Source organism: Nocardia mexicana NBRC 108244 (assembly GCF_001613165.1).
Taxonomy (GTDB): Bacteria; Actinomycetota; Actinomycetes; order Mycobacteriales; family Mycobacteriaceae; genus Nocardia; species Nocardia mexicana.
Window position 1 is genome coordinate 219,358 of sequence record NZ_BDBV01000024.1, and the last position, 19,542, is coordinate 238,899.

The following is a 19,542-nucleotide window of genomic DNA, read 5'->3' on the forward strand; positions in this document are numbered from 1 at the left end:
TGCGCCACGAGGGGAATGGTCACCACCACGAGCGCGGGCGCACGCGGTTGGCGAGATCGACCAGCGCGTACCGGTGTACCGGGCGCGGCGAGATGCGGGCGATACTCCGCAGTATCGATTCGAGCCCTGCGCTCAAACCCTTGTCCGTCCAGCGGAATCCGAGGATCGTGGCGTCCCGCGGTTGCGATCGGCCGCCGGTGCGCAGCCACGCCAGTGCCGCTGCGAGCAGGACGGCCTGCATCTGCAATCGGCGCGGGTCGTCGTCGCCGAGCGCTTGCAGCCAGGTCGCCGCTTCGGCCAGGCCCGCTCGGGTCGATTCGCTCGGCGAGCTGGTGACCAGCAGGCAGGCGGTCAGTCTCGCGGCGTTGTACCGGCGCGAACCCTCCGGAACCTGCTGCAGCGTGGCGACCGCGGCCGCGTGATCCCCGTCGGCGAACTGGCGGCGCGCGAGCCCGAATGCGGCGCTGGCCATGCCGCGATCGACCTGCCAGACCGCGCGGTAGTGCTCCGTCGCCGTGCGAGACCAGCGGGCGGAATCGCCTGTCTCATCGCCCGCCTGCACGAGCAGCTCGGCCGCGGCCGCCAGCGCCAACTGCGGTGCCACCTCGCCCGGCACCTGGTCGAGCACCCGATCGAAATGCCCATATCCACTGGCGAATTCGCCGTCGGCGAGATCGGCGAGGCCGGTGTACCAGTCGACGCGCCAGTCTCCGTGAGGTTCCGATCGCAGACGGTTCAGCTCGGCGCGGGCGCGATCGGCCTCGCTCAGGTCGAGATAGGCGCGGACGGCGGCCAAGGAGGATTCCAGCTCGTAGGATTCCGGTTCCGCAATGGTGCCCGCGCGCATGTTCTCGCGGTGCAGCCGCAGGGTTTCCACAGCCTGGTTCGGGTCGCCGTGCAGCAGCGGCGAGATCAGCTCGACACTGGGATCATCGTTGCCGATCAGCGGAATCGGCAGGGCAGCAAGGACACTCGCGGCGTGGAGAGTCGGCGGGCGATGACGACCATCGACGAGACCGTCGGTTTGCCGCAGCAGCGTCGTGGTGCCGAAATCTCCTCTGGCAGCACCGAACACGGTCGAGGGCCGCGGGTATCCGCGGTCGTTGTCCTCGGCGAGTACGGCCCGCAGCACGCCGTCGAGCTGTCGATGCAGGGCGAACATCGACGGAAACCGCTGTGCGGGATCGGGATCGGTGGCTCGCCGCAGGAGCCGCCCGAAGGTGGGGTAGCGACGGAACAGTTCGTGCTCGCGTGGCAGCCCCGGCAGCTTACGGCCCTTCCCGTCGGTGGGCATGTCCAAGGTCAGTGCGGCCAGAGTCCGGCCCACCGTGTAGATATCGGAGGCGACGGTCGGACCCGTCCGGGTGTACTCGGGGGCCTGGTAGCCGACCGTGCCGTAGAGGCTTCCGCCGGATTGCCGGGCCGCCACCGCGCCGAGATCGATGAGCTTGACCTCGTCGGCGGTCACCATGATGTTGTCCGGCTTCAGATCGTTGTAGGCCAAGCCGCACGAATGCAGATAGTCCAGGGCCGGAAGGATTTCCATGACGTAGGCGATCGCGTCGCCGACCGGCAGACGACCCGGCGCCCGCTGATCGAGCAGCGTTCTCAAGGAGTGGCCGCCGATGTACTCCATCACGATGTAGCCGCACGCCACATTGTCGTCGGTGCGGTGGGTGACGAAGTTGTAGATCTTCACGATCGCCGGATGCGCCATCTCGGAAAGAAATTGACGCTCGGCGAGCACCACCACACCCGCTTCCACATCCAGGGGATTCTGCAGGCCCTTGAGCACCACCCAGCGCCGGGCGACCTTGCGATCACGAGCGAGATAGATCCAGCCCAGCCCGCCATAGGCCAGACAACCCCGCACCTCGTACTGACCGGCGACCAGATCACCCGGCTCCAGCAAAGGTCGGAAGTTGAACGATGTCCCGCAGTACCCGCAGCTGCCCGCCGGACGGGCCGGGCCCGTGGAGTCCGCGCGGCCGACCGGCCGCCAGCACTTCCAGCAGAAGCGCTTGTCCTCCGGCACCTCGGGATCCGGCAGCACCGCATCGATCGGATCGGTCGCCGTCGACTCCGGAAACGCGACCAAACCGGCGCCCAGCGGACGCACGACGGGCCCGGACCGAACGCCCGCGCCGCTCGGCGCCGTAGGCATCACCCCTGAAACGACGAAGGACATCGTTCCGCGCGCTCTCGGTTGTATTGATTCACAAAGCTTCTCGTTTGCGACGTGGTGACCCCGGGTCGTCGGACCGGGCTTCGGTCGAACAGTAGGACGACCGGCACCGCGCGCGCTTGAACGCCGACGCCATCCGGACAGAACCTCCGCGACACGGCCCGCACGATGTCCGGCAGCGACCGCCGTGAGGTCGGGAAATGTCCTGATACCGGTTGCGGGCCATGGCGCGGATGTTCTGTCCGGATGGCGCGGTGGTTCATGACCGGCGGTGATCGTCTACCTAGGCTTCAGTAGGAGGCCGGTCCAGCGGCCGTGGTCTCGTCCGGAAATGACAAGAGGGCGCTTGTGAAGCAACAGAATTCCCGCCGCGTTGTCGGTGTCACGGGTGCTCGGATCGACGACGTGGCCGCCATCGCGGACCGGTTCGCCACCGGCAGGTACATCCCACCTGCCGCGGAGACGGCCGGAGATCCGCTGGTCGAGGAGACGATCCGAGCGGTCGGCGGCACGGGCGCGGTCGACGACCCGTATACCGAGGCCGCAGCCGCGCTGCTGACCATCCATCTCCTTACCCGCGACACCCGGCTACCGGCCGATTACACACCGGCGCAGGAGAATCCGCGTGTCCGAGCGGCCATCGCGATGATGCGTGAGCGGCTGGCCCTCTCGGCCGCGGCGGCCCGGTTCGGCGAGGTGTCCCTGAGCGTCAACCACCTGGTGAGGGCCTTCGAGGAGGCGACCGGGGTGAATCCCCACCGATATCTGATGCGGTTGCGAATCGACGAGGCGAAACGGCTGTTCCGCGAGACCGACCTCACGGTGGCGCAGATCGCGGGCCGGTGCGGTTTCTCCGATCCCGGCGCACTGTCCGACGCCTTCGCGCGGCACGCCGGGGAACATTCCGGAGGAAGGGAGTGACGACCAGCGAACGCCCCGCCGGTGCGCGGGTGCACGATGCGCAACCCGCGGATCTGGGCGGGCACCGTGCGAGAGCCGTTGGGACTACCCACTTTCCGTCCGGCACCGAGGAGGTGCGGCAGCACGTACTGTCGGCCGCGCGGTCCGGAATACCGGTGTATCCGCTGAGCACGGGCCGCAATTGGGGGATGGGTTCACGCTCTCCGGTGGTCGACGGATGTGACGTCCTGGACCTGAGCAAGATGAACTCCGTCCGGGTGCTCGATATGGACCTCGGGTATGCGGTGGTCGAACCCGGGGTAACTCAGCGGCAGCTGGCGGAACTGCTCAGGGGCACACCGTGGATGCTGAACGTGACCGCGGGCTGCGCGGACGCCAGCATTGTCGGCAATACGGTCGACCGCGGCGACGGCACCATTCGGGCGCGGGCCGAGGATCTGCTCGGACTCGAGGTCGTGCTCGGCACCGGCGAGATCATGACCACGGGCGGTCTCGACGGCACCGGCCGCAGGCCCGGGATCGTGGCCGGTCCCGATCTGACCCGCGCGTTCGTGCAGGGCAACCTCGGCGTGGTCACGGCGATGGCGATCGGTCTCGTTCCGCGTCCCGAGACGATCTCGCTCGTGCACGCCACCTTCGCCGAAACCGCTCTCCCCGAGGCGATCGGTGCCATGGTCCGGATTACGCGACAGCGGATCGCCACCGACGGCATGCTGCGGCTGAAGGATCTGTTCGTGGTGCCGGACGGCGATGTCACGGTGCCCGCCACGGCCGACCCCGGCGTCTTCACGATCCAGGTGCCACTGCTGGGCAAGCACGACGCGGTCCGTGTCGCGGAGGGCCGCATCCGCGAAACGCTTTCGGCCACCGGTGGACTCGCGTCGTACCGGTCGCTGGACGCCGCGGCCACGCCATCGAGCGACCCCCTGTACACGAGGACGTTGTTCGCGCGCGGGATCCCGGCGTGTTCGAATGTCCATCGCGGACTGGGAGTTACCGAGTGCACGCGGGTCGATCAGGCATCGATGGGCTGGCTGATGTTCCTGCCCGCGGTGCCGCTCGCGCAACGCAGCATCGGCACCGCGATCCGACTGTTCCGGACCGAGGCGGCTCGCTACGGCACGGCGGGCATGCTCGAGTTCAACGTGATCTCCCAGCACACCACGAACATGGTCACCCAGATCCCGTTCGCGCGGGAACCCGAGGCGGTCGAGCGGGCACATGTATTGCGCGACGTCCTGCGCTGGTCGTTCCTGCGCGCCGGCTTCCCGCCCTACCGCTCCAACATCGATCATGCGCCCCGGGAGCTGGCCGACAGGTCCGGCAGTTACCGCGACGACCCGCTCGGCGCGCTGAAGCGGCTGTGGGATCCGACCGGGATCATCGCTCCGGGCAGATATTTGACGGTGGACCGATAAGTTTCGGGTCGAGGAGAATTTTCCGTGTTCCTCAAGAACAAGGGCGATGTTCAGTTCATTCGCTGGCCCGCGCAAGGCGATCTGCGAACCCGGTGCAGCAGGGACCGCATCCCGCGGTTGTTGATCGTCGAAGGCGGCGCGACGCCACCCGTATGTGACGACCCGTACGAGGATTGGGTGCGAGCCCCGGTCCCGCGCCCGGATCTGGAGGCGCGGGTGGTGGCGCTGCGGCATCGGCTGGCGATGGATACCGTCCCGGTGCTCGATCCGGCGGGGAAGCTGGCGTTTCGCGACCGGTCGATCACGGTGTCGGCTACCCAGGCCATGCTGCTGGAACCGTTCGTCGAGCAATTCGGGGCGGTCGTCGGGCGCGCCGAGTTGCACTCGATACTCATGCGCCGCTCGACGTCCACGCCGACCAGAAACTCGCTGGATCTGCAGATCATGCGGCTGCGGCGGCGGGTGGACGCACTCGGTCTGGCCCTGGATACGGCCTGGGGCCGGGGGTATGTGCTCCAGGCCGGAAGCTGACGGAGTCCGCGGTCGGTGCGCGCCGGGGTGAACGACGGTCACAGTGAAAGGGCTTCGAGTGCAGTCTGTTCGGGCAACGGGGTACGAGCGGCGTACGCGGTGCGAATGGCCTCCAGGCGCGGATCGTAGGCCTGTTCGGGCAGCCAGATGTCGCCGCGGTACGGGCGCTGCGGGCCCGGGTCCTGGTTCGACCGGAGGATCGAGTGCACGGCGTCGGTGAAGTCGCGGCTCCACGCCTCATCGGTTTCCGGGTTGTCCCAATGTAATTCGAATCGCGCCAAGGCCTCGCCGAGCGGCATGGCGCACCGGTCCCGCAATTCCGTCATCCGGCCGCCACCCAGAATGACGAGCGTGTACATCCGTTCCCGCAGGGGATGCGCCTGAGCGGTTTCGAAGGCGGCGTAGAGGTCCAGGAGCATGGGCTCGCAGTCGGGGACGACCCAGTGCGAAATCGACGTGAAATAGGAGCTGGCCATCTCCCGCATGGACGAGGTCCGCTTCCAGTACCGCAGGGGATCGGCGTGCAGCGCCTCCGCGGTAACCTCGCCCAGCATCTGCGGGTGTGCGGTCAAGAATTCCGACGCAGGCAGCATACGCAGGTCGAGCAGTGTCTTCTCCGACCACTCGGACAGCTCGGCGACCATATCGGTGATCTCGTCGCCGACGGTTTCGCGCAGCACGCGGACGGTGGCCTCCGCGGTCAGCAGGCTGACGATGTTGAACGAGCACACGGGCGCCGGCTGATCGGGCTCGAAGTGAATGCGCACCGACACCGAAATCTCCCGGGGCAGTTCGGCCGACCGCGCGAAGAAGCGCTGGGCGACACAGGTTTCCAGCTGTTCTCGAGTGATCCGTGTGAACCGCCACGTCGCCCGGGGTGGCTCGGGTATCAGCCGGAGCCGTATCTCGGTGACGACACCCACCTCGGCGGCGGCACCGCCGCGCATAGCCAGCAGCAGGTCCGGATGGCTGTCCTCGTCCACCTCGAGGACACTGCCGTCCCAGCGCACGACCCGGCCGCCCACGACGGACTGGCAGCCCAGGCCGTACTTGCGGGCGAGGATAAGATCCCATCCCGCAGTGAGGAAGTGGCCGCCCGCGCCGACGCCGAAGCAGTCGCCGTGCGGCACCGCCCGGCGATTTCGGGCGAGCACGTCGATGGTCTGCGCGAGTATGCAGCCCGGTTCGAGGAACAAGGTGTCGCCGACGATGCGGCGCTGGGTCAGATTCGCCAGGTTGATCATGATGCCGGTGCAGGTCGCGCCGTTGAAGTAGCCGTGGCCGCCACTCTTCACCGACAGCGGGACCTGCCCGTGCAGGCGCAGCTCCGTCATCAGGCGCAGGGTCTGGATGACACCCCATTCGCTGTGCGGCGAGACGATGACGGCGGGAACGGCGGCCGCGCGGTCGTGCATCGCCGCATTCCCCGGAAAATCGATGCCGTTCGTTTCCTCGACCGGGATTCCCCGTGACCTCAATTCGTTCACGAATTCCCGATAGACGGTCGGAGCTCCGCTGACATTCATAAGGCAACCTTCTTCGAGAGGTGACGGAGGGGCGCTCTGTACGGATCGTCACAGGGAACAGCGGCACACGCAGGACGTATGTCGGGAATCTTTCAGGGCCGGTCGGATTCTGACAGATAACTGAAAGATCGCCCGCTGGCACGGACCGATCGTGAGAGGTTACGGGCACATCCGGAGCGGAGAAGTCGACCCGCTACCAGATATCGCACTGCTCGCCGTATCGACGAAACAATGTCCTCCCGCCATGGCTCGGAGATATGCACCATGAACGCGTTGACCTATTCGGACTACCTCGACCTGGGCACACTACTCTCGGCACAGAATCCACGGACTCCGCCCGAGAGCGACCGATCGCTGGTGCTCGCCGAGCATTTCTTCATCGTCACGCACCAGTCGTGCGAATTGTGGTTCAAGCAGTTGATCATCGATCTCGACGCGGCCGCGGAGGCATTGGCGATGGCGAACGATCCGGTAGCTGCCGAATCCTGCACCGAATATCTGGACCGCTCTGCGGAAATACTGCGAATCCTGTCCGAACAGATCAGGGTGCTGGAAAAGCTGCCGGGTCGGCATTTCGCCGCGTTCCGCCGATATCTCGGTACTGCCAGCGGTGTCCAATCTCGGCAATATCGCGAGATCGGGCGGCTGCTCGGCAACGACAGGCGTCAGGGCCGCCTCTACGAGGAATTTGCGGCGGCGGTGTCCCGCGCGGGAACTTCGATCACGGAAGTGTGCCGGAGCGGGCCCGCGGTCGGCGTCTTCCACCGCATCACGGAGTCGCTGCTGGATATCGGAAATCGGTACTGGCAGTGGAAGATCGGGCACGTGGCGTTGGTGTCGAAGATGCTCGGCGACCGTTCCGGCAGCGCCGGCACCGCGGGCGCCGATTTCCTGCTCGGCCGGATCACCATGCCGTTCCCTGAGCTTCGCCGCCTACGGAGCGAGGCGTACGCGGACCTCGATGAGGCCCGTCGCCCGCAACCGACCGATCTCCCGCTATCGGGGGAGCGCGAAGTCCGACTCGGGGGCGACGTCGGGGGTCGCCGCGGTCCGTAGCGTCCGGAGCTGTGCTTTCCGCGTCGGTATCGGCCCTTCGGAACTCGGACCTCCGGCGGCAGATCCTCTTCACACTGGGTCTGCTCGCGCTGTATCGGCTCGGCGCGGCGCTGCCGTCGCCCGGGGTGGACTACGGGGCGATCCGCCGTTGCGTGGACCAGGTTTCCGGTGGCGACGAGGCCGGGATCTACGCGCTGATCAATCTGTTCTCCGGCGGTGCGATGCTGCAACTGTCGGTGTTCGCGGTCGGCATCGTCCCGTACATCACCGCCGGCATCATCACGCAGTTGCTGACGGTCGTGGTCCCGCGCTTCGAGGAGTTGCGCAAGGAGGGGCAATCCGGCCAGGCCACGCTCACCCAATACACGCGCTATCTGTCGGTGGCACTGGCGATTCTGCACGCCACCGGCCTGGTCGCGCTCGCCGCCCGCGGCCAGCTGCTGGATTGCGCGGAGCGCATCATCGCCGACGACAGCATCTTCGGCATGATCATCATCGTGCTGGTGCTGACCGCCGGCGCCGCGCTGGTGATGTGGTTCGGCGAGCAGATCACCGAGCGCGGCGTCGGCAACGGCATGTCGCTGCTGATCTTCGCCGGTATCGCGGCGCGCATTCCCGGCGAGGGCGCGGCCATACTCGACAGTAAGGGCGGGCTGATCTTCGGCTCGGTCTGCGTCGGCGCGTTCCTGGTGATCACGGCGGTGATCTTCGTCGAGCAGGGGCAGCGCCGGATCCCGGTGCAGTACGCCAAACGCGTGGTGGGCCGCAGGATGTACGGCGGTTCCTCGACGTATCTTCCGCTGAAGGTCAACCAGGCGGGTGTGATCCCGGTGATCTTCGCGTCCTCGCTGCTGTATCTGCCGAATCTGATATCCCGTCTGACCCAGCACGATTCGAGTGGATGGATCCAGAGGTATCTGGCCGACCCGCGCAGCCCGGTCTACGTCGGCGTCTATTTCGCGCTGATCGTGTTCTTCACCTACTTCTACGTCGCCATCACCTTCGACCCGCAGGAACGTGCGGAGGAGATGAACAGGTTCGGCGGTTTCATCCCCGGCTTCCGTCCGGGCCGGGCGACCGCCGACTACCTGAGTTATGTACTGGGCCGCATCACCCTGCCCGGTTCGGTCTACCTCGGTGCGGTCGCGATCCTGCCGAGCCTGCTGCTGAGCACGGGATCCGGTGCGGCGCAGAACCTGATGTTCGCGGGCAGCTCGGTTCTGATCGTGGTGAGCGTCGGCCTGGATACGATCAAACAGATCGAGAGTCGGCTGATGAGCAAGAGCTATACGGGCTTCTTGCGCTGAACCGGAGGGACAGTCGGAGCACCATGGCCACCACTTCCACGCGCCGCATCCTGGCCCGGGCGGCGTCGTCGCTCGCGCTCGCCGTGACCGCCACGGTGCTGTCGGCGGGCTACGCGCAGGCCGACACCTCGATCGCCGCCCCGAGCGACACGACGGTGGGCCGGTGCGACGCGGCGTCCACCGCCGCCGGTACGCCGGGCGAGCGGCACATCGAGCGCGACCGATGCGATGCGGTGCCGCCGACCGATACCGCGCGGCAGGCGGTTTCGGTTCTGATCATCGGCGATCGCGGCGTGTTCCGTTCCGGCCTGCGCGCCGTCATCGGCGGTCGAGCCGATATGCGGTACCTCGCGGAGACCACCGACGCGGCCACTGTTCCCGAGGACATCCGGCGGCTGCGGCCGGACGTCGCCCTCCTCGACCTCGATATCCCCGGCCTCGACGCCGTGCTCACCGCCGAACCGGAGCAGACGTTCGGCAGCACTCGATTCCTCACCTTCACCGATCACCCCACCGACGAGAACGTCTATCGCGCAATGCGTCTCGGTGCCAGCGGCTTCCTCACGAAGAATCTGAGCTCGGAGCGGCTGATCTCCGCGATCCAGCGGACCGCGCACGAGGACGCGCTGCTCGATCCGCGGCTGACCCGCCGGATGATGACCCGACTCGCCTACGGCGCCAACCCCTTTCCGCCCGCGCCGGAAGCCGCGTCGCTCACCACCCGCGAACACGAGGTGCTGCTCCTGGTCGCCGCGGCCCACACCAACCCTGAGATCGCGGACATCCTCGGCATCGGCGAGCAGACCGTCAAGACCCACGTTTCCAACGTGCTGGCGAAGATCGGGGTCCGCGACCGCGTCCAGGCCGCGGTCTACGCCCACACCCGTCGGCTCGCCCCGCTCACCTGAGAGCCGTTGCGGCACTCGGTGGTCAGGACGCCGTATCCGGCGGGTCGAAATCGGCGAAGTCGAAGCCGGGGGAGACGAGGCAGCTGACGAGGACCTCGTCGGCGTCTCCGGCCAGTGGTACGGCGCTCTGCCACCAGCCCGCCGGGACCAGCAGTTGCGGTATCTGGCCGGAGAGGACGTCGCCACCGAGTAGGTGGTGCTCGGGGGCGTCCGGCCGCGGCCCGTCGCCGCCGAGGGCGAGGGAGAGCGGGAGGCCGGTGTGCCACAGCCAGATCTCGTCGGAGCGCACGCGATGCCATACGGACCGCTCGCCGGGTCCTAGCACGTAGTAGATCGCGGTTCCCGCCGCGCGAGCGCCGGGATAGCCCGCGGGCGTGAACGTGTGTGCGCTGCGCCAAGTTTCGCGGAACCATCCGCCCTCGGGGTGCGGCAGCAGGTCCAGCGCGTCGACCAGCGGCGAGCGGCGGTCGAGGGAAACGTACGCGCCGGTGACATCCCTGCGCGCATAACGGGTTTCGACGATCGCCGAGCGCTCGATCGGCCCGTGGACACGCGGAAGGCCGCCTCCCGGGGACTCCTCGAAGCGGACCGGTGCGCCGAGCTTCGCCGGATCCAGCAGCAGCGCCACCATCGGTTCGTCCTCGTCCCGGTAGGACGCGTTCGCGATGTGCAGCATGGTCGCCACGTCCGGGGCGCATGGCAGGAATCCGTCGGATTCCAGGGACGCGCTCGAGATCGACCCGTCGGATGCCCTCAGGTCCGACAGGCGCAGCAGATGGACTATCAGATCGGTCGACACCACACCCAACCTACGCACTCACGGGCGCGGGGCGACGGCGAACCCGTCCGCGAGCCGGCGCAGGCTGCGCTTCGCCTCCATGGTGGTCGCGCGTTCGATGATCGCGGCGTCCGCATCGCGCAGGGCCGCACCGCCCAGGCACGTCTCCAGGGTCACCAGCGACTCCGCGGTATCCTCGCTGCTGAGTGTCAGCGTGTAGGTCAGGTGGGTGCCCGCGATACCGACGCCGGTGAGCTGCAACGTCTTCGGGGCCCGACAGTCGGCGACGGTCATCTCGATCGTGCCGACCATGCTGAACATGGTGACCTGAGCCCGGACCTTGGCCCCGGCCTCGAGCGACCGCGGGGTATGCCCGATCCAGTGGTCGTGCGTGGCGATCCACTCGGCCATCCGGCCCGGATCCGACACCGCCGCCCAGACTTCGGCCCGCGGCGCATTCACGAGACGAGAAACGCTGCTCCGCACTTGCGTCACTACCGTTGCCTCCCAGTAAATTCCAGATACACGCGATTACTGCAGCGAAAACACGGTCACCGCGGTCGGGAAACCAACCTGCCTGTGAATCGGAGAAACAGGCAGTTCGGCCGGGAAACTGTGTGCGGCAGAGCATATCCGGAGAAGGCGGCAGTTTGCACGTCGAACCTCGCCGATCGAACCAATCTCCCTAAATACTCGCGACCCGGCCCATTGAAATTCCGAATGCAAGAACAATCGCACATACAGGTGCAACGAAAATGGTCCGGTGCACGGCGGCGTCGACCGACGCTCAGGACAGGAATCGGCGCAGGAACCGGTTGCCGAATCCGTGGCGGACCACCGCCTCGAGATTTCGAATCGTCTTGTCGGAGTAGGGATACCAGAGGCTCTCGGCCTTCGTCTGCCACCGGTCGATGAGGATCGGCTGGGCGTGGGTGAAGCCGCGGAGCGCGTCGGTGCCGTTGACGTGGCCGACCCCGCTGCTCTTGCGGCCGCCGAACGGCGCCTCGGGGACGCCGTAGATGACGGCCGCGTCGTTGTGGACGACGGATCCGGTGGCCATCCGGGCGGCGATGCGGCGGGCCTTCGCGGGATCCTTGGTGAAGACCGAGCCGCTGAGCCCGTAGCGGCTGTCGTTGGCCAGGCGGACGGCCTCCTCCTCGTCGCGCACCCGCATGACCGCCGCCACCGGTCCGAACGTCTCCTCGGTCATCACATCCATGTCGTGGGTGGCGTCCAGCACGACGGTGGGCTGGAAATACAGGCCGTTGCCCGCGGCGGGAGCGCCGCCGACGACCACGTCGGCGCCCTTGTCCTTGGCGTCGTTCACGTGCCGGGTCACTACGTCGACCTGGCGGTCCCAGAACAGCGGGCCCATATCGGTGTCGCCGCCGGGGCCGTAGGTGATCTCCGCGGCGCGTTGCGATACCAGGCGGATGAACTCGTCGGCGACGCTGTCGACGACATAGATGCGCTCCACGCTCATGCACACCTGACCGGTGTTGAACATGGACAGATACACCGCGCCCGCGGCGGCGCGCTCGAGATCGGCGTCGGCGCAGACGATCATGGCGTCCTTGCCGCCCAGCTCCAGCGTGTACGGCCGCAGCCGCTCCGCACACGCCGCGGCGATCTTGCGGCCGGTGCCCACGCTGCCGGTGAAACACACCTTGTCGATATCCGCCGCGACCAGCGCGGCGCCGGTCTCGCCGTCGCCGTGCAGCACCTGGACCACGTCGTCGGGGACACCGGCCTCGCGCAGGATCCGCACCACCCATTCGCCGGAGCGCGGCGTCACCTCGGAAGGCTTGAGCAGCACAGTATTTCCGGCGAGCAGGGCCTGGACGACGGGGTTGAGCGACAGGACGAACGGACCGTTCCACGGGGTGATCACACCGACGACGCCCAGCGGCTGATAGTTGATGTACAGCTTCTTCAGCGGCCGGAGGTAACCGTGCAGCTTGCGGCGCTCCGGGCGCAGATCGCGCCGGGCGCGGCCGGTCCAGTAGCTGAGGAAGTCGCAGGACGGCACGATCTCCACCGCCATCGCCTCCACCCGCGGCTTGCCGGTCTCGGCCTGCACCGTATCCATGATCTCGTCCCGGCGCGCGACGAGCACATCCACCGCGCGCCGCAGGATCTCGGCACGCTCGGCGACGTCCCGCGCCGCCCAATTCGCCTGTGCCGCACGGGCTCGCGCCACGGCCTCGTCCACCTCGGCCGCCGTGGCGACGTCGATCTCATCGATGCGCCGCCGGTCCACCGGACTGTCCAGCGTCAGCCGGCGGCGCCCGTCGTCGGCCGCGATCGAGTGGACGATGGCCATAGTTCTCTCCTCCTCGATTGAAACGTGTTCTATTATTACCCCGCGGGGCAGGAGAGAGGGCCGGATCGGTCCGATGACCGGAATCGAACTCACTGAAAGAGTTTGAGCAGGTTCACGACCAGGCGGTAGACGCCGTAGGTGAAAGGGGCGGCGACCCACAGCCAGGCGAAGATCAGCAGCGGTATCCGGCGCGCGGCCGGGGTGGTGTCGGCGGATGCGGTCATGGCGAACTCCTTCCGGCAGTGGTGTGGTATTTCGCCGATACCGGGCGGATCAGTTCGTTGGCGACGAAGCCGATGCACAGCAGTGCGATCATGACGGTGAAGGACAGGGCGTACAGGCCGGCTCCCGAGTGGCCCTGTCGCGTACCGGAATCTGCGATGGCATTGACGATCAGCGGTCCGGCCACGCCCGCGACCGACCAGGCCGTGAGCAGGCGGCCGTGGATGGCGCCGACCTGGTAGGTGCCGAACAGATCCTTCAGATAGGCGGGGATGGTGGCGAACCCGCCGCCGTAGAAGGACAGGATCACCATGGCGCCGAGGATGAACACGGCCTTGTGGGACTGTCCCACCGACCAGACCAGCAGGTAGGACAGCGCGCCGACCCCGAGATAGATGCGGTACATGTTCTTGCGGCCGATCACATCCGACAGCGACGACCAGCCGATCCGCCCGGCCATGTTCGCCGCCGACAGCACCGCGACGAAACCCGCCGCGGCGGCCGCCGTCACCGGCGTCGCCGTGTTCTCGAAGAAGTCGACCACCATGGGCGCGGCCTTCTCCAGAATCCCGATGCCCGCGGTGACGTTGAAGCACAACACGATCCACAGCAGCCAGAACTGCGGGGTGCGGATCGCGTCGTTGGCGGCGACATCGTGGCGGCTCACCAGTTTCGCCGAGGTCGCCGGCGGCACCCACCCCGCCGGTCGCCACCCCGGTGGCGGCACTCGCACCAGCAGCGGGCCCAGCGACATGAACACCGCGTAGGTCAGGCCCATGACCAGGAAGGTCGCGGCGATACCGCCGTGATCGCGGCCGAAGGCGGAGAGCAGTTCGGCGCTCCACGGCGAGGCGATCAGCGCACCGCCGCCGAAGCCCATGATGGCGAATCCCGTTGCCATGCCGGGCCGATCGGGAAACCAGCGGATCAGTGTCGAGACCGGGGAGATATAGCCGATGCCCAGCCCGATACCGCCGACGAACCCGTAGCCGAACACGATGAGCCAGTACGCGTTCACCGCCGCGCCGAGGGCCGAGATCAGCAGGCCCGAGCAGAAGCACACGAGCGCGACGGTCATCGCCCAGCGCGGACCGCGGCGCTCGACGACCGTGCCGCCGAAGGCCGCGGAGAGGCCGAGCATCACGATCGCGATCTGGAAGGGCAGCGCGCTCGCGGTTCCCGAGATGTCCATCGATTGTTCGAGCGGCGGTTTGAACACGCTCCACGCGTAGGCCTGTCCGATGGCGAGGTGAATGGACAGCGCGGCGGGCGGAACCAGCCAGCGGCTCCATCCGGGAGGTGCGATGACGCGGGAATACGGGCCGGATTCGGCGGTGACTGTGGTCATAGGCGATCTCCACGTTGAGCTGTGCCCGTGATCATAGATCGCCGGAAACAACTTCCTTGCGTGTTCAGCTACGTTATGTCGCCGGTTACCTGGCGTGCATTTGTCCGTACAACTCGTGCGTCCAGTGTCGTGTCATGCCCGAACACCGGTATCAGACGATCGCCGATCAGCTGGAGAGCGAGATAGCCCAGCTGCGGCCCGGCACCCGTCTCGACAGCGAACACGTGCTGATGAAGCGGTTCGGCGTGGGTCGGGCGGCGGCCCGCGCGGCGGTGCAGGAGCTCGAGCGGCGGCTGCGGGTGCGCCGCGTGCAGGGCTCGGGGACGTTCGTGAGTTCGCCGATCGACTACGTGATCTCGCACGACCGGCGGCCCTCCTGGCATCACACGGTCCGGGCGGCCGGGGCGGTGCCGCGGTCGGTGGTGCTCGAGCAGTCCATCGCGCCGCTGCCCGCGGAGTGCGCGCGGCGGCTGGAGGTTCCCGAGGGCACGATCGCCCACCACATGAGCCGGCTCAGTTTCATCGACGATGTCGTGGCCGCGCTGGGCTCGGAGTGGATCCTGCACGCGGCGGCGCCGGATCTGGCCGACGCGATGCGCGTGGAGGAGTCCCTCGACGAGGTGCTGCGGCAGATCGGGCACGTGGAGTCGGTGCGGTCGTGGTGCCGCGCCGCCTCCGACCTGCCGCCCGCCGAGGTGCAGAAGACGCTGCGGCTGATCTCGCCGGTGCCGGTGTGGGTGGTCGAGAGCGTCAACCGCGACGCCGACACCGGTCGCGCCCTCACATACAGCAAGGCCTGGATGCGCGGAGACGCCGTGCGGGTGGTGATGGAGATCGGTTCCGAGCCGTGCGCAGCGGCCGTGAACTCGATGGTGACGAAAGGGGTTGTCCAGCAATGAATGTGCACGCCTACACCCGGGAGCGGGTGGCCGAGCTGCTCGGCGCCGCCGCGTCGAGCGACCTGATCGAGCTCGCCGACGCCTGCCTGGGCGACGGTGCCGAGCTGACGGTGCTCACGGCCCCCGAGGTCGGCACCGTGGCCGCGCAGGTGCGCGAACCGATCGCCTACGACCGCTTCTTCCTCGGCGACGTGCTGGCCTGCCGCGCCGAGGTGGCGCTGGGCGGTGCGCGCGGGTGGGCCGTGCGGATGGGCGACGACCGTGCGGCGACGCTGGCCGCGGCCGTCTGCGATGCCGAGGTGCAGGCCGGGCGGCCGCATGCGCGGGCCGTGCTGGAGCTGTGCGGCCGGGTGGAGCGCGACCGGTACGAGGCGGAGCTTGCCGAATGGGATCGCTTGGCGCCCACCATTGTTCAGTTCGAGGAGTTGACCTGATGACCGACATTCGCCCGATGCTGGGCGCGGGGCTCGATCCCGTTCAGGCACAACGGATCTACCGGGCGATACTGACGGCGTTCGCGCGGCCGGGCGTTGCGACGGCCCTGCCCGCCACCGGCTTTCCGCCCGCACTGCTGCCCGTCCTGGCGCTGGCGGATCTGGAAACGGGGATTCACCTGCTCGACGCCGACGAGTGGGCCGCGGCCGTCACGGTGGCGACCGGCGCCCCCGTGGCATCCCTGCAGACCGCGAAGTACGTGACGGCCCTGCGCCCGATGACGCCCGGCGAGCTGGGCGCGGTGGCCGTCGGCACCGCCCTGCGCCCGGAGGCCGGGGCGACGGTGATCTGTGCGGTGGAGGCGCTGCACGGCGGTACTCCCACACACATCAGCGGGCCGGGCGTCCGGGAGCAACTCGACTTCGCGCCGACCGTCGACGCGGAGTTCTGGGCCGTGCGCGGGGACCGGAACGCGCACTTCCCCGCGGGCGCCGACCTGTTGTTCGTCGATGCCGAGGGAGCCCTCGCCGGTGTGCCCCGCACCACCGCAGTCGATTTCGGAAAGGCCAACTGACATGGGATATTCGGGAGCACGCGGTGGACTCGACGCCGTCCTCGCCGCCGAGTCCCTGGTGCGCGGCGCCAGGGATGCCGATCCGGCGCCGTGGCTGACGACCGCGCAGATCACCGGCCGCATGCGGCTGGCCGTCGACCGGGTGATGGGGGAGGGCGGCCTCTACGACGAGGACACCGCCGCGGATGCCCTGCGCCAGGCCGAGGGCGACATCATCGAGGCGTCGCATCTGGTGCGCGCCCACGCGTCCACGCTGCCGCGCCTGGCCGTCAGCGAGCCGATCGACCCGGACGAGATGACCGTGCTGCGGCGCATCGTGCCCGCGCACCGCACCCCCGACGGGCCGCAATTGCTCGGCCGCACAAGCGATTACACCGGTCGAATGCTGGATCGCGGGCCCGCGCAGGATCCCGCCGGAGACAACGGCACCCCCCGTGAGAACGCCGACGCCTCCGCCGAGGCCGAGCGGACTCCGGGCCGACGGCATCCCCGCCGGTTCTCCGAGATGCTGCGCGAGATGGACCTGCTGGTGGATCACCGGCCCGCGAACGGCCACCACGCGCCGCCGTTCGATATCGCCCGGCACCCGGCCCGGCCGCCCGCGCCACGCTCGGCGACCCTGGCCGCCATGGCCCGCGCGGAGACCGGTGCGCTGGTCAACACCTGGTACCGGTCGATCCGCGGCCCCGAGGGCAACCTGCACGAGGTCACCCTGGGGGAGGTGCGGCACGGCCGGATGCCGTTGCGAATCCGGCACCCGCACACCGGGAATCCGGTGCGGATAGGCGAGATTCGCGGCAGCGAATGCGAGGCGATCGAGGACCTCGACGGCGTCGATGAGGACCGCAGCCGCTTCGACATCGGCTACGGGCTGTGCTTCGGCCACAACGAGCGCAAGGCCATCGCGATGGCCAACCTCGATATCGCCTGCCGCCGCTTCGGCGACACCGACGGCCTGGAACAGGTGCTGCTGCTGACCACCGACGGCCTGGACTCGTGCGGATTCCTCGAACATCTCAAACTCCCGCACTACGTCACGTTCCGCTCCATGACCGACCGCAAGCGCGCGGTGCGCGGCGTCGACGGCGCGGTGGATCCCGTCGCCGAGCGCACGGCCGAACCCATCGGAAGGACCTGCTGATGACCGACGTGCTGACGTCCGACGATCTCCCGGTCGAAACCTCTGCCACCGCGGCGCTGCTCGCCGAGATCGATGCCGGCGCCGCCCGGCGCGGCATCCTGGACGAGGGATCGAAACGCGAAATCCGCCGCGCCACACTGACCGCGGTGTGCGTGCCCGGCTACCAGGTGCCGTTCGGATCGCGCGAGATGCCCGTGGCCCGGGGCTGGGGTTCGGGCGGCCTGCAGGTCACCCTCGGCCTGATCGGCGCCGAGGACGGCGTGAAGGTTATCGACCAGGGCGACGACGACGGCGTCAACGCCACCAACCTGCGGCGGCTCATCGTCGCCAGCGAGGGCTGCGGGCAGACCCAGGACAGCCGCGAGGCCACCGTCGTGCAGAGCAGGCACCGGATTCCGGAGGAGCCCTTGATCGAGGGCCAGACCCTGGTCCTGCAGGTGCCGGTCGCCGAACCGCTACGCGGCGTGCAGAAGTCGGTGGCCGAATGCGCCCGCATGCACGCCGAGGCCGACTACTCGATGATGTGGGTGAGCCTGTACGAGGACATCGTCCGCAACGGCGTGATCACCAAGAGCACCGGCTATCCGGTGCTGGTCGACGGGCGCTACGTCATGATCACCACCCCGATACCGCGCTGGGATGTGCCCCGGCTGCACGACTCCCCGCACCTGACGCTGTTCGGCGCGGGCCGGGAGAAGCGCATCTTCGCCGTCCCGCCCTACACCGATGTGCGGCCGCTGACCTTCGACGATGTGCCGTTCGAGGTGGAGGGCGCCGCGGGCGCGCGCTGCGCCCGCTGCGGCAGCACCGACACCTTCCTGGTGGAGGCGCCGGGCGGTCGGGTGTCCTGCAGCGATATCGAGTGGTGCACAAGGACTCTCGACGGCGACGTGGATGCGGACCGGCACGCCGCCCACGCTCCGCTGCGGTTCCTGCCCGATCCGGCACGACGGGCCCGGGCCCGGACGAGTACCTCGGCCCGCGACGTGGCCGACACCCCGCGCACTGCGGTTCCGGCGACGGAGCAGGGATGGACGCTGGCGGCGCGCGGGGTCGGCAAGGTGCACGGGCCGGGCGGTGCGGACGCCGTACCCGGTACGGGCCCCGGCACCGGCACCGCGATCAGCCCGAAGACCGGTGCGGTCGTGGCGGCCTGGGATGTCGGCTTCGACGTCGCCCCGGGGGAGGCGCTCGGGCTCATCGGAGAGTCCGGCTCCGGCAAATCCACGGTGCTGCGCTGCCTGGTCGGCGATGAAAAGGCAACGGCCGGTGCGATGTTCCTCGCCTCGGTGGACGGCGGGCACACCGATGTGTTCGGCCTCGAGGCCGCGACCCGGCGGGCACTGCGGGTCGACACGCTCGGCCTGGTGCATCAGAATCCCGCCGACGGGCTGACGATGACCGTCTCGGCGGGCGGCAATGTCGCCGAGCGGCTCACCGCCGCGGGCTGGCGCAATTATCACGAGATCCGCGCCCGCGCAGCGCATCTGCTCGAACAGGTGGAGGTGCCGCTGGCTCGGATGGACGATCCGGTGCACACCTTCTCCGGCGGGATGCGCCAGCGCGTGCAGATCGCGAAGGCGCTCGCGACCGATCCGCGCGTGCTGCTGCTGGACGAGCCGACCACCGGCCTGGACGCGTCGGTCGCGGCGGGGGTCCTCGACCTGCTGCGCAAGCTGCTCGCCGAGCGCGATACCGCGGCCGTCGTGGTCAGCCACGATTTCGCGGTCATCGAGGCGCTCACCGACCGCTGCCTGGTGATGAACGTCGGCCGCGTCGTCGAGCGCGGGCTCACCGACCAGCTCTTCCAGGATCCGCACCACCCCTACACTCAGCGGCTCGTCGCCGCCGCCCGGAGGTGAATTCCATGACAACCGCCCCAACTCCCGTGCTGTCGGTGCGGGGACTGCACAAGACCTTCACCCTGCACACCATCGACGGCCGCACGGTGACCTCGCTGCGCGGCATCG

General features: G+C 68.5%; 18 protein-coding genes and 1 pseudogene. 11 read left to right on the forward strand and 8 right to left on the reverse strand.

Annotation, left to right across the window (positions count from 1 at the left end; translation table 11 throughout):
- Positions 1 to 19: 19 nt before the first annotated feature.
- Positions 20 to 2,164: a serine/threonine-protein kinase gene (locus tag NM1_RS10680; RefSeq protein WP_246010646.1), complete on the reverse strand. Its 2,145-nt coding sequence runs from the start codon at positions 2,162 to 2,164 to the stop codon at positions 20 to 22.
- A gap of 369 nt (positions 2,165 to 2,533) precedes the next feature.
- Here NM1_RS10680 and NM1_RS10685 point away from each other — a divergent pair, with 369 nt between their 5' ends.
- Genes NM1_RS10685 through NM1_RS10695 form a run of 3 tightly spaced genes read left to right on the forward strand, consistent with a single transcriptional unit; the run spans position 2,534 to position 5,055 of the window.
- The gene (locus NM1_RS10685) at positions 2,534 to 3,106 is read left to right on the forward strand and encodes an AraC family transcriptional regulator (RefSeq protein WP_068017418.1); all 573 of its coding nucleotides are present in this window, start codon (positions 2,534 to 2,536) and stop codon (positions 3,104 to 3,106) included.
- Positions 3,103 to 4,524: an FAD-binding oxidoreductase gene (locus NM1_RS10690; protein WP_068017420.1), complete on the forward strand. Its 1,422-nt coding sequence runs from the start codon at positions 3,103 to 3,105 to the stop codon at positions 4,522 to 4,524. The genes NM1_RS10685 and NM1_RS10690 overlap by 4 nt, the downstream gene beginning before the upstream one ends.
- 24 nt (positions 4,525 to 4,548) lie before the next feature.
- Positions 4,549 to 5,055, forward strand: a complete 507-nt coding sequence (locus NM1_RS10695) for a winged helix-turn-helix domain-containing protein (RefSeq protein ID WP_211339296.1) — start codon at positions 4,549 to 4,551, stop codon at positions 5,053 to 5,055.
- 38 nt (positions 5,056 to 5,093) lie between these two features.
- Here NM1_RS10695 and NM1_RS10700 read toward each other — a convergent pair whose 3' ends face one another.
- The gene (locus NM1_RS10700; RefSeq protein ID WP_068017423.1) at positions 5,094 to 6,581 is read right to left on the reverse strand and encodes an FAD-binding oxidoreductase; all 1,488 of its coding nucleotides are present in this window, start codon (positions 6,579 to 6,581) and stop codon (positions 5,094 to 5,096) included.
- Positions 6,582 to 6,812: 231 nt separating this feature from the next.
- On the opposite strand from NM1_RS10700, the gene NM1_RS10705 reads away from it, so the two are divergent.
- Genes NM1_RS10705 through NM1_RS10715 form a run of 3 tightly spaced genes read left to right on the forward strand, consistent with a single transcriptional unit; the run spans position 6,813 to position 9,852 of the window.
- Entirely contained in the window at positions 6,813 to 7,637 is an 825-nt protein-coding gene (locus tag NM1_RS10705) for a tryptophan 2,3-dioxygenase family protein (protein WP_084519366.1), read from the forward strand.
- 11 nt (positions 7,638 to 7,648) lie between these two features.
- Positions 7,649 to 8,944 (forward strand): preprotein translocase subunit SecY, encoded by a 1,296-nt coding sequence (secY, locus tag NM1_RS10710; protein WP_068017426.1) that lies wholly within the window; start codon positions 7,649 to 7,651, stop codon positions 8,942 to 8,944.
- Positions 8,945 to 8,967: 23 nt separating this feature from the next.
- Positions 8,968 to 9,852, forward strand: coding sequence for a LuxR C-terminal-related transcriptional regulator (locus NM1_RS10715; protein WP_084519367.1), 885 nt, complete (start codon positions 8,968 to 8,970; stop codon positions 9,850 to 9,852).
- Positions 9,853 to 9,874: 22 nt separating this feature from the next.
- Here the strand turns inward: NM1_RS10715 and NM1_RS10720 are convergent, their stop codons facing one another.
- The 6 genes and pseudogenes from NM1_RS10720 to NM1_RS10735 all read right to left on the reverse strand — a co-directional run bounded on the left by NM1_RS10720 (position 9,875) and on the right by NM1_RS10735 (position 14,523).
- Positions 9,875 to 10,306: a cupin domain-containing protein gene (locus NM1_RS10720; protein WP_246010780.1), complete on the reverse strand. Its 432-nt coding sequence runs from the start codon at positions 10,304 to 10,306 to the stop codon at positions 9,875 to 9,877.
- A 72-nt stretch (positions 10,307 to 10,378) separates the two neighbouring features.
- Positions 10,379 to 10,669 (reverse strand): annotated as a pseudogene (locus tag NM1_RS43890) (DUF952 domain-containing protein); the annotation flags it as partial.
- On the reverse strand, positions 10,670 to 11,125 hold the full coding sequence (locus NM1_RS10725) for a type II toxin-antitoxin system Rv0910 family toxin (protein WP_307719308.1): 456 nt from the start codon (positions 11,123 to 11,125) through the stop codon (positions 10,670 to 10,672).
- Positions 11,126 to 11,417: 292 nt separating this feature from the next.
- Positions 11,418 to 12,953, reverse strand: coding sequence for an aldehyde dehydrogenase family protein (locus NM1_RS10730; RefSeq protein WP_068017435.1), 1,536 nt, complete (start codon positions 12,951 to 12,953; stop codon positions 11,418 to 11,420).
- Between the two features lie 89 nt (positions 12,954 to 13,042).
- Positions 13,043 to 13,177, reverse strand: coding sequence for an MFS transporter small subunit (locus tag NM1_RS43895; protein WP_255286184.1), 135 nt, complete (start codon positions 13,175 to 13,177; stop codon positions 13,043 to 13,045).
- Complete coding sequence (locus tag NM1_RS10735; RefSeq protein WP_068017437.1) at positions 13,174 to 14,523, reverse strand: L-lactate MFS transporter; 1,350 nt, start codon at positions 14,521 to 14,523, stop codon at positions 13,174 to 13,176. Before NM1_RS10735 ends, NM1_RS43895 begins: the two co-directional genes overlap by 4 nt.
- Positions 14,524 to 14,657: 134 nt before the next feature.
- On the opposite strand from NM1_RS10735, the gene NM1_RS10740 reads away from it, so the two are divergent.
- From NM1_RS10740 to NM1_RS10760, 5 genes are read left to right on the forward strand one after another with little or no spacing between them, the layout of a single operon-like run.
- Positions 14,658 to 15,422: a GntR family transcriptional regulator gene (locus NM1_RS10740; protein ID WP_068017440.1), complete on the forward strand. Its 765-nt coding sequence runs from the start codon at positions 14,658 to 14,660 to the stop codon at positions 15,420 to 15,422.
- Positions 15,419 to 15,856 carry a phosphonate C-P lyase system protein PhnG gene (locus NM1_RS10745; RefSeq protein WP_068017443.1) on the forward strand — a complete coding sequence of 146 codons (438 nt, stop codon included), beginning with the start codon at positions 15,419 to 15,421 and terminating at the stop codon, positions 15,854 to 15,856. The genes NM1_RS10740 and NM1_RS10745 overlap by 4 nt, the downstream gene beginning before the upstream one ends.
- Entirely contained in the window at positions 15,856 to 16,431 is a 576-nt protein-coding gene (phnH, locus tag NM1_RS10750) for a phosphonate C-P lyase system protein PhnH (protein WP_169814238.1), read from the forward strand. The genes NM1_RS10745 and phnH overlap by 1 nt, the downstream gene beginning before the upstream one ends.
- A 1-nt stretch (position 16,432) precedes the next feature.
- Complete coding sequence (locus NM1_RS10755) at positions 16,433 to 17,572, forward strand: carbon-phosphorus lyase complex subunit PhnI (protein ID WP_068017446.1); 1,140 nt, start codon at positions 16,433 to 16,435, stop codon at positions 17,570 to 17,572.
- Positions 17,572 to 19,434 carry an alpha-D-ribose 1-methylphosphonate 5-phosphate C-P-lyase PhnJ gene (locus tag NM1_RS10760; RefSeq protein ID WP_068017449.1) on the forward strand — a complete coding sequence of 621 codons (1,863 nt, stop codon included), beginning with the start codon at positions 17,572 to 17,574 and terminating at the stop codon, positions 19,432 to 19,434. The genes NM1_RS10755 and NM1_RS10760 overlap by 1 nt, the downstream gene beginning before the upstream one ends.
- Positions 19,435 to 19,542 lie beyond the last annotated feature (108 nt).